This is a genomic window from Acrocarpospora phusangensis, from assembly GCF_016862995.1.
Classification (GTDB): Bacteria; Actinomycetota; Actinomycetes; order Streptosporangiales; family Streptosporangiaceae; genus Acrocarpospora; species Acrocarpospora phusangensis.
In genome coordinates, this window is sequence record NZ_BOOA01000150.1 from 1 (window position 1) to 9,041 (window position 9,041).

Below are 9,041 nucleotides of genomic sequence, written 5' to 3' on the forward strand. Positions count from 1 at the left end.
CGGCGTCAACGCCACGTCGTCGATGTCCTTGGAGGCGTCGGTCATCACCGCCTCGGTCGTCAGCGGCACGATCTCCGACACCGCGCCGACGAAGGTCGTCTTGCCAACCCCGAAGCCGCCGGCGACGACGATCTTCGTCGAGGTCAGGCCACGGCTGGCAGTGCCGGGGCTATAGACGTCGAAGTCCACTGAGTACCCTTTCCAACAATCCCAAGTCCGGCTTACCCGCGTCCAGCTGCGGCTGGTGCACGTGCACCAGCCCCTCGGCCGCCATGTCGGCGATCACCACGCGGGCCACGCCCAGGGGGACCCGCAGCAGCGCGGACACCTCGGCCACGGAGCGCACCTGCCGGCAGAGCGAGCTGATCGCCCGCTGCTCCGGTGGCCGGTTCGTCAGGTCCTGGTGCATCGACGTGGCCGAGGACACCAGGGCCTCCAGCGCGAGTTGCATGCGCGGTGCCGTCCGCCCGCCGGTGACCGCGTACGGCCGGACCGGCGAGGCGGGATCCCGAGGCGGCATCGGGGCACCGTACGGCGGCCCCCACGAGTCCATGATCTATCTCCTCGGGTGGGTGGCCTGGAGCTCGGCCCGCACCGCGGGGGTCAGGACCTGACCCGCGCGTTCGACCAGGAGCGTCATCTGATAGGCCACCAGGCCCATGTCGCAGTCGCTGGCCGCGAGCACGGCCAGGCAGGACCCGTCGCTGACCGACATGATCAGCAGGAGCCCGCGCTGCATCTCGACGAGCGTCTGGGTGACCGGCCCCCCCTCGAAGACGCGGGAGGCGCCCTGGGTGAGGCTGATCAGGCCGGCGGCCACCGCCGCGAGCTGGTCGGCCCGGTCCTTCGGGAAACCCTCGGAGTAGGCCAGCGGAAGCCCGTCGGCGGAAACCACCACGGTGTGCGCGACGCCGGGCACCGAACTGACGAAGTCACTGATCAGCCAGTTGATGCCGCGAGCGGCATGGCTCATCTCTCGCACGGAACACCCCTGTGCTGATAGGTGGATGTCGGTACGCTCACGACGCTCACGGCTTGTCTCCTCTGCCGGCGCCCGGGTATCCCTCTTCTTCGCTGATCTCGCCCCTGGCTACCGCGCGGCCCTGCCGTACACCCTGCTGGAGGCTGGAGAGGCGGCTGCGCGCGCGTTCCGGGGAGAGGGCGGGCATCGGCGCGACGGCCGCCGCCGGCTTGCCCGGATCGGCCGAACCTGGGACCAGGTTGGCCTTGGGGACCCGCTTGGGCAGGCCCGAGGAGGTGTTGGCCTCCCAGGAGGGCTGCTGCGCGGCGACTTCCCAGCCGTTGTCGGCGGGCGTCTGGTTCCAGTTCTTGTCCTCAGGGCTGCGCTGGAACCAGGCGGACTCCACCGCGGCGAAGATGGGCAAGAAGTCCTCCGGACGTTCATCTCGTACGGCGGGCAGCGGACCAGTGCTGTCGACGTCCATCCCGGAGAACCCGGATAAGCCGGAGAGACCCGAGAGTCCGGAGTCCCCGCGCCGCTTCGGCAGCGACGGCCCGTTGGGAGCCGCGCCGGGAGGCGTGCGCGGGTCGAACGGAGAGCGCAGGACCTGCCCGGTGGCGGGCGGGTCGAACGGAGAGCGCGGCTGTTGCGCGTCGAACGGCGAGGACTGGCCCTGCGCCGATCCGAACGCGCCCCTGCCGTCGTACGGGGAGGGCGGCAGGGCGTGCCCGCCCGAAACACTCGGACCGCCAGGTCCGCCGTGACCGCCCGGACCGCCCGGACCCAGCGCGCCCCTGGCGTGCGCGTCCGCGCCGAACATCGACGACGGTATGCCAGGGGGCGGGAAGGACGGGTGCTGCCCGCCGGGCCCCGGTGTGGCGAAGGGTCCGCCGGGGGCGTTGGGGGCGGGCGCCGACAGGGCCATCGGCGGAGCCCCCCAGGAGACGGGCTCGGACGTCTGGCCCTGCGGGGACCAGGACGGGGCGAAGCTGCCCGCGTACTGCTGCTGCGCGTACGCCGGCGCGCCCATCAGCGACTCCGGCAGCAGGACCATCGCGGTCAGGCCGCCGTTGTCGTGCGAGCGGAGCTGGACCCGGATGCCGTTGCGGAGCGCGAGCCGGCCGACCACGAACAGGCCCATGCGGCGGGACACCGACACGTCCACGACCGGCGGGTTGGCCAGCCGCCAGTTGGTCGCGGCGATCTCCTCCTGGGTCATGCCGATGCCGCCGTCGGTGACCGAGACCATCACGCCGCCGCCGTCGATCCGGTTCCCGGACACGATCACCCGGGTGTCCCTGGCGGAGAACGACAGCGCGTTCTCGACCAGCTCGGCCAGCAGGTGGATGACGTCGTTGACGGCCTGACCGGCCAGCGCCGCGTCGGACGGGATGTTGATGACGACCCGCTCGTAGCCCTCGACCTCGGACAGCGCGGCCCGGACGACGTCGGTGAGCTCCACCGGCTGGCTCCACCGGCGGGCGGGTTCCTGGCCGGCGAGAACCAGCAGGTTCTCACTGTTACGGCGCATGCGGGTGGCCAGGTGGTCCAGCTTGAACAGGTTGCCGAGCCGCTGCTCGTCCTGCTCGCCCTGCTCCAGCCCGTCGATCAGGGCGATCTGCCGTTCCACCAGCGTCTGCGTACGGCGGGACAGGTTGACGAACATGGCGCTGACGTTGCTGCGCAGCTTGGCTTCGTCACCGGCCAGCCGGACCGCTTCCTGGTGGACCTCGTCGAAGGCCCGGGCGACTTCCCCGATCTCGTCGGTGGACGAGACGCCGATCGGGACCGGTTTGACCTCGGCGCTGTTGCCCGTGCCGTCGGAGTCGCGCAGCCGCTGGACCAGTTCGGGCAGCTTGTGGCCGGCGATCTCCAGGGCTTCGGAACGGAGCTGCCGCAGTGGTTTGACCAGCGATCTCGCCATCGCCGTGGTGATGAACAGCACCAGGCCGAGGATGGCCACGACCACGATGATGTTGGCGATCGCGCCGCGCTGGTCGGCCGCGGCGAACACGTCGCTGCGGTCCACGATGGAGGCGATCTGGAGCTTCTCGACCTCGTGCATCTTGTCGATGCCGGCGCTGCTGACCTGGAACCACTCGTCGCCGTCGGGGCCGGGGCGGTCGTCCAGGTTGGTGAGCAGGCGCCGGGTCCTGATGGCTTCCAGCGCGGAGAGCCGGAGGAACTCGGATCTGTCGATCTCCGGGCCGGTCACGCGGTCGGCGAAGACCTGGCGTTCCTCGGGTGTGGCGACCGTACGGAACGCGCTCAGCTCGCTTTCCTGCCGCTTGCGGGCACCGGTGAACGCGTCCAGTTCGATCGGTTCGAAGCGGCCCGTCGCGGTGCCGATGGCGAGCAGGGCCCGGACCGTGGAGGCGTCGTTCTTGGCGCGCGCCAGCGAGGCGAGCGCCGTGGCGCTGGCGTCGACCGACTCGTCGATGCCGCCCTGGCCGTTCTCGTCGTAGAGCCGGATCAGGTCCGCGATGAAGGCGGAGTACTTCTCCACGGCGGGCAGCGCGGGCAGCGCGCTCTCCACGGTGGCCTTGCGCAGGTTGGCGAGCTCGCCGAGACGCCGGTCGAGCCGGAACAGGTTCTGCCGGCCCACCTCGCCGAAGGAGTCGGCGGCGTCGCTGACACGGCCACGGACCGCGTCGACGAGCACGTCGACCGAGCCTCGCTGGTTGCGGATCAGGCCGAGGCCGGGGTCGCCCGGTCGGCCGGTCTCGATATAACGAGCCGTCAGGTCGCGTTCCAGCTGCAGCTCGTGGATCAGATCGCTCAGGGTGCTGGTGAACGCCGCCACCTCGCTGACCCGTTGATATTCGGCGGCGCTGCTGATCGAGGTCACCACTCGAAGTCCGCCCAGGAGCACCGCTCCGATGGTGGGGACCAAGATCAGGGCGACAAGGCGGCTGCGGACCCGCCAGTTCTTCAGCGCCATCCTGTTCCGCGTGTCTTCTTCGACCTCGGGACCGGGGAGGGCCGCCGGGGGCGTCTCGGACACGGTGCGGTGATCATTGTCGATCGTAGCCGTCCTCACAGGCCGCACCTTCCGCTAAAGAAAAATCAATTTATCCCGGGAAACCTCCCATAAGCCACGGGCAATTGGAGCATAAGACCGCGAGATAGACCAATAGCCGTGACCGGATTGCCACGATCCAACACGTACCGCTCAGTAATGTCGAGAGGACAGAGGGAACTTCCCTGGTCGAACCTCAACGACGGGCTATCTGTGGGATCACATGTTCGATGGACCGTGACAACCCCCCAAACCATGACATTTCATGCAAAAGTCGCCAACAACTGACTTGTTTACAAGTTTGGTGACATAGTGCTCTCATTCCTGTTGAGGGGGATTTTCCTCCGCTACGCTCGTCGCTCGTCGCCCGCCGTGTTCGCGATCACCTGACGATCCGCGCGGGCCATTCCCCCAGCTAAAGGAGACTCCATGAGACGCCTATTCCCGGGCCGACCGCTCGTGGTGAGCGTCCTGGCCGCATTGGCACTCACGGCATGCGGCGGCGCCGATACGAATACACCGGCGGACACCTCGAATAACAGCTTGGAAAAAACCACCCTTACGGTCGGCATCCTGCCCATCCCCGACTCGGCCCCGATCCAGATCGCGATCGACAAGGGTTTCTTCAAAGCCGAAGGTCTGACCGTACAGACGTCCATCGAGGCAGGTGGCGCGACCGCCACGCCCAAGCTGGTCGCCGGCCAGCTTGACGCGACCCTGAACAACTACGTGTCCCTGTTCTCCGCGCAGGAGAAGGGCGTGGGCAAGTTCAGGGTGGTCGCGGACAGTTACCAGGCCGCGCCCGACAACTTCGTCATTATGGCCAAGGCTGACGACGCCAGCATCTCGAGCCCGGCGGACCTGGTCGGCAAGAAGATCGCGGTCAACACGCTGAACAACATCGGCACCTTGGCCGTCACCGCCACCGCCAAGGTGGCCGGCGTGACCATCGACCCCAAGCAGTTCGTGCCGATGCCGCTGCCGGACATGGGTGGCGCGCTGAAGAACGGCACCGTGGACGCGATCTGGGTGGCTGAACCCTTCATTTCGGCCAACTCCCAGCAGGGCGCCAAGAAGATCGCCGACACGATGAGCGGTCCGATGGCCGACTTCCCCATCGCCGGTTGGGTGATGAACGACGACTTCGTCACGAAGAACCCCAACACGGTGGCGGCCTTCCAGCGCGCGCTGGCCAAGGCCCAGCAGCTGGCCGCGTCCGACCGCAAGGCGATCGAGGAGGTGCTGCCGGCGTACACCAAGATTGACAAGGCCACCGCCGCCGTCATCGCGCTCGGCGTCTACTCCACCACCCTGAGCGAGGCGCGCCTCCAGCGCGTCGCCGACACGATGAAGGAGTACGGCTACCTTCAGGCCGGGTTCGACGTGAAGTCGGTGCTGCACGCGCCGGCCGCGGGGTGACGTGTCCAGATTGATCGGTTCGACAGTGCTCCGTGGCGTCGTGGGCGCCACGGGGCTCCTTGTCATTCTGGAGGTCGCGGGCCGGACCGGTGTCATCGACACCGGGTTCCTCCCGCTCGTCTCCACCGTCCTGGCCAGAGCCGCCGAACTCGCCGTGGACGGCGAGTTCCTCACCCACGGCCTGGCCAGCATGGAGGCGTGGTTCTGGGCGCTGGTCGTGACCATCGCCGTCGCGGTGCCGGCCGGACTGCTGCTCGGGGTGGTCCGGCCCGTCGAGTCGGCCACCCGGCCGCTGATCGAGTTCCTCCGCCCCATCCCCTCGGTGGCCCTCATCCCGCTGGCCATCCTGCTCTTCCAGAACCCCATGCACATGCGCATGTCGGTCGCCGTGTACGCGGCCACCTGGCCGGTCCTGATCAACACCATCTACGGTGTGCGCGACGTGGACCCGCTGGCCAAGGAGACCCTGCGCAGCTTCGGCTTCGGCCCGGGCACGGTGGTCATGCGGGTGGTGCTGCCCAGCGCGGCCCCGTTCATCGCCACCGGCGTACGGCTGGCCGCCTCGGTCGCCATCATCCTGGTGGTCACCGCGGAGGTCGTGGCCGGCGGCATCAGCGGCGTCGGCGTCTTCATCAACACGGCCGGCAGCGGCAACCGGGTGGACCTCATGATCGCCGCGACCGCCTGGGTCGGCCTGTTCGGCATCGCGGTCAACGCGCTGCTGGTGGCCGCCGAGAAACGGGTGTTCCGGTGGCACCACAACCGGCTGGCGGGTGTGTCGTGACGCGCAGGAGTCTCCTGAGCAGGCTGGCCGGGCTCTGGATCGTGCCCGTGGTGCTGGTGCTGTGGGAGCTGGCCACCCGGTTCGCCGAGCAGCCGTACTTCCCCTCGCCGAGCAGCATCGCGGTGCGCATCCAGGAGCTGTGGTTCTCCGGCCCGCTCAGCCGGGTGCTGCTGACCGATGACGCGATCGACGCGTTCGCGCCCAGCCTCGGCCGGCTGTTCGCCGGGTGGATCCTGGCCAGCCTCGCCGGCATCCTGCTGGGCGTCGCCATCGGCCGGTCCGCCAAGCTGGCCGACTACCTGGATCCGATGCTCCAGTTCGGCCGCGCCATCCCGCCGCCGCTGCTGGTGCCCATCTTCTTCGCGCTGTTCCAGATCGGGACGGCCACCCAGCTGGCCATCATCGTCTTCGGCGTGATCTGGCCGGTGCTGCTGAACACGGCGGACGGCTGCCGGACGGTGGACCGCCAGTACCTGGAGACCGCCCGGGTCTTCGGGTTCACCCGGACGGACGTGCTGTGGCGGGTGGTGCTCCCGGCGGCCACACCGAAGATCTTCGCGGGCCTGCGGCTGTCCCTGTCCCTGGCGCTGATCCTGATGGTGGTGTCCGAGCTGATCGGCAGCACCAGCGGCATCGGGTACGGCCTGCTCACCGCGCAGCAGAACTTCCTGTTCGTCGACGTCTGGGCGTACATCGTCCTGCTCGGCGTGCTGGGGTTCCTGCTCAACGCCTCGTTCCTCCTGCTGGAGGGCCGCATCCTGGCATGGCATCACCGTGCCCGGCGGACAATCTAGGAAGTTCCGGTGCTTGAGTTAGTCGATCTGACCCACAGATATGGCACGTACCACGCCATCGACCGCATCAATCTGACCGTCAAGCAGGGCGAGGTGGTGTGTGTCGTCGGTCCCTCGGGCTGCGGCAAGTCCACCCTGCTGCGCTCCATCGCGGGCCTGATCAAGCCGACCGGCGGCGCCGTGCTCCTGGACGGCCGCCCGGTCGAGAGCACGCCGGACAACCTGGCCGTGGTCTTCCAGGACTACAGCCGCTCCCTCTACCCGTGGCTGTCGGCGCTGGCCAACGTCGGCCTGCCGCTGCGCCGCCGCGGGATGAGCCGCAAGGCCAGGGACGAGGCGGCCATGGCCGCGCTCACCGAGGTGGGCCTGGGCGCCGCCGCCGGCAAGTTCCCGTGGGAGATGTCCGGCGGCATGCAGCAGCGGGTGTCGATCGCCCGCGCGCTGGCCTACCGCCCCTCGCTGCTGCTCATGGACGAGCCGTTCGGCTCGGTCGACGCGCAGACCAGGGAGGAGCTGGAGGACCTGGTGCTGCGGGTCTGCGCCCATCACGGCATGACCATCCTGCTGATCACCCACGACGTGGACGAGAGCGTCTACGTCGGGGACCGGGTGGTCGTGCTGAGCAAGGCCCCCGGGCACGTGGTGGGCGACCTCACCGTCGACCTGCCCGGCCCGCGCGACCAGATCCGCACCCGCGAGCTGGACGCGTTCGTCAAGCTCCGCGCCGACGTCGGCCGCATGGTCCGCGGCATGTCGGCCCGGCGATTCGACAATGGAATGACTCACGAAGTGGAGACCAGGTGACCGCACAAGCCGCCGACGCCGTCTGGGACGCCATCTACGGCATTTCGCGCTTCGCCGCGCTTGCCACGATGGCGGAGCTCGACTTCGCCGCCCACCTGCGCGACGGCCCCCTCAGCGCCGACCAGCTGGCCGCGCGCTGCGACGCCCACCCCCAGTCGGTACGGCGCGTGCTCCGCGAACTGGCCGGCATGGGCTTCGTCCGCAGCGTCCCGGAGGGGTACGAGGTCACCGAGGCGGGGCTCATCCTGGCGGACGACTCCCCCGGCTCGCTGCGCTCGGCCATCCGGCTGGTGGGCGAGGAGGCGTACTGGAACGGCATGGGCAGGATGCCCAAGACGGTCAAGTCGGGCGTCTCGGCCTTCCGTGAGCTGCACGGGTCGGTCTACGGCTACCTGGGCGCGCACCCGGAGACCGCGGTCGTCTTCGACGACTACATGGCCCGGCGGGCCATCCCGTTCGCCGAGGGCCTGGCCGACCACTACGACTTCACCGGCGTCGAGCGGGTGGTGGACGTGGGCGGCGGCCGCGGGCAGCTCATCAGCGCCGTGCTGGCCGCCCACCCGCACACCAGGGGCGTGCTGTTCGACCTGGACCGGGTGATCCCGTCCGGGCGGGAGGCGATCGCGGCGGCCGGGCTGGCCGACCGGTGCGAGTGCGTGGTCGGCGACTTCTTCGTCCAGGACGGCATCCCGGTCGCCGACGCCTACATCCTCTCCAACGTCATCCACAACTGGAACGACGACGACTCGGTGCGGATCCTGAGCAACATCCGGAGCGCGATGCCCTCCACGGGCAGGATCCTGATCGTGGAGATCGTGCTTCCGGACGACGACTCTCCGCATGTCGGCCTGGACGCCGACATGCGGATGCTGGCCCTGATCGGGGACGGGATGGAGCGGACCCGGACGGAGTACCAGACGCTGCTGGAGAAGAGCGGGCTGAACCTGTCCGAGATCGTCGAGCTGCCCGGCTGGGCCAGCGTCGTCGTCGCGACTCCGATGTAGAACTCAGACCAACGACGGGACGTGCCGCCCCGGCTAGCGCTGCCAGCCGGGGACGGCCACCCGCATGGTGAGCGCGTGCTCGACCAGCGTGATGAGCGTGCTCTTCACCGATTCCCTGGCCCGCGCGTCGGTCCGGACCACCGGGACGTGCGGCGACAGCGTCAGCGCCTCCCGGATCTCGCTCTCCCCGTGCGGGTACGACCCGTCGAAGCCGTTGATGCCCACCACGAACGGCAGCTGCGCCTCTTCGAAATAG

At 69.2% G+C, this 9,041-nt stretch carries 8 protein-coding genes and 2 pseudogenes; 5 read left to right on the plus strand and 5 right to left on the minus strand.

Annotated elements, in window-relative coordinates; translation table 11 throughout:
• From Aph01nite_RS39990 to Aph01nite_RS40005, 4 genes and pseudogenes are all read right to left on the minus strand, one after another.
• A pseudogene (locus Aph01nite_RS39990) lies at positions 1-147 on the minus strand (ATP/GTP-binding protein); the annotation flags it as partial.
• A 22-nt stretch (positions 148-169) separates the two neighbouring features.
• Positions 170-553: a DUF742 domain-containing protein gene (locus Aph01nite_RS39995; protein ID WP_204046306.1), complete on the minus strand. Its 384-nt coding sequence runs from the start codon at positions 551-553 to the stop codon at positions 170-172.
• A 3-nt stretch (positions 554-556) separates the two neighbouring features.
• Positions 557-982 (minus strand): roadblock/LC7 domain-containing protein, encoded by a 426-nt coding sequence (locus tag Aph01nite_RS40000; RefSeq protein ID WP_275419365.1) that lies wholly within the window; start codon positions 980-982, stop codon positions 557-559.
• A 46-nt stretch (positions 983-1,028) separates the two neighbouring features.
• Positions 1,029-4,001, minus strand: coding sequence for a sensor histidine kinase (locus tag Aph01nite_RS40005; RefSeq protein ID WP_204046308.1), 2,973 nt, complete (start codon positions 3,999-4,001; stop codon positions 1,029-1,031).
• Between the two features lie 441 nt (positions 4,002-4,442).
• Here Aph01nite_RS40005 and Aph01nite_RS40010 point away from each other — a divergent pair, with 441 nt between their 5' ends.
• The 5 genes from Aph01nite_RS40010 to Aph01nite_RS40030 are packed head-to-tail and all read left to right on the plus strand — an operon-like array spanning position 4,443 to position 8,785.
• A complete protein-coding gene (locus tag Aph01nite_RS40010; RefSeq protein WP_239162334.1) occupies positions 4,443-5,399 on the plus strand; it encodes an ABC transporter substrate-binding protein in 957 nt (318 codons plus the stop codon).
• 1 nt (position 5,400) lies between these two features.
• On the plus strand, positions 5,401-6,183 hold the full coding sequence (locus tag Aph01nite_RS40015; RefSeq protein WP_239162335.1) for an ABC transporter permease: 783 nt from the start codon (positions 5,401-5,403) through the stop codon (positions 6,181-6,183).
• On the plus strand, positions 6,180-6,977 hold the full coding sequence (locus Aph01nite_RS40020) for an ABC transporter permease (RefSeq protein ID WP_239162336.1): 798 nt from the start codon (positions 6,180-6,182) through the stop codon (positions 6,975-6,977). The genes Aph01nite_RS40015 and Aph01nite_RS40020 overlap by 4 nt, the downstream gene beginning before the upstream one ends.
• A gap of 9 nt (positions 6,978-6,986) precedes the next feature.
• The gene (locus tag Aph01nite_RS40025) at positions 6,987-7,781 is read left to right on the plus strand and encodes an ABC transporter ATP-binding protein (protein WP_204046310.1); all 795 of its coding nucleotides are present in this window, start codon (positions 6,987-6,989) and stop codon (positions 7,779-7,781) included.
• Positions 7,778-8,785 (plus strand): methyltransferase, encoded by a 1,008-nt coding sequence (locus tag Aph01nite_RS40030; protein WP_239162337.1) that lies wholly within the window; start codon positions 7,778-7,780, stop codon positions 8,783-8,785. The genes Aph01nite_RS40025 and Aph01nite_RS40030 overlap by 4 nt, the downstream gene beginning before the upstream one ends.
• A 33-nt stretch (positions 8,786-8,818) precedes the next feature.
• Here Aph01nite_RS40030 and Aph01nite_RS40035 read toward each other — a convergent pair.
• Positions 8,819-9,041: pseudogene (locus tag Aph01nite_RS40035) on the minus strand (ATP-binding protein); the annotation flags it as partial.

Excerpts from the sequence above, each read along its gene's own strand:
- Aph01nite_RS39995 (WP_204046306.1), bottom strand. The coding sequence starts at position 553 with ATGGACTCGTGGGGGCCGCCGTACGGTGCCCCGATGCCGCCTCGGGAT.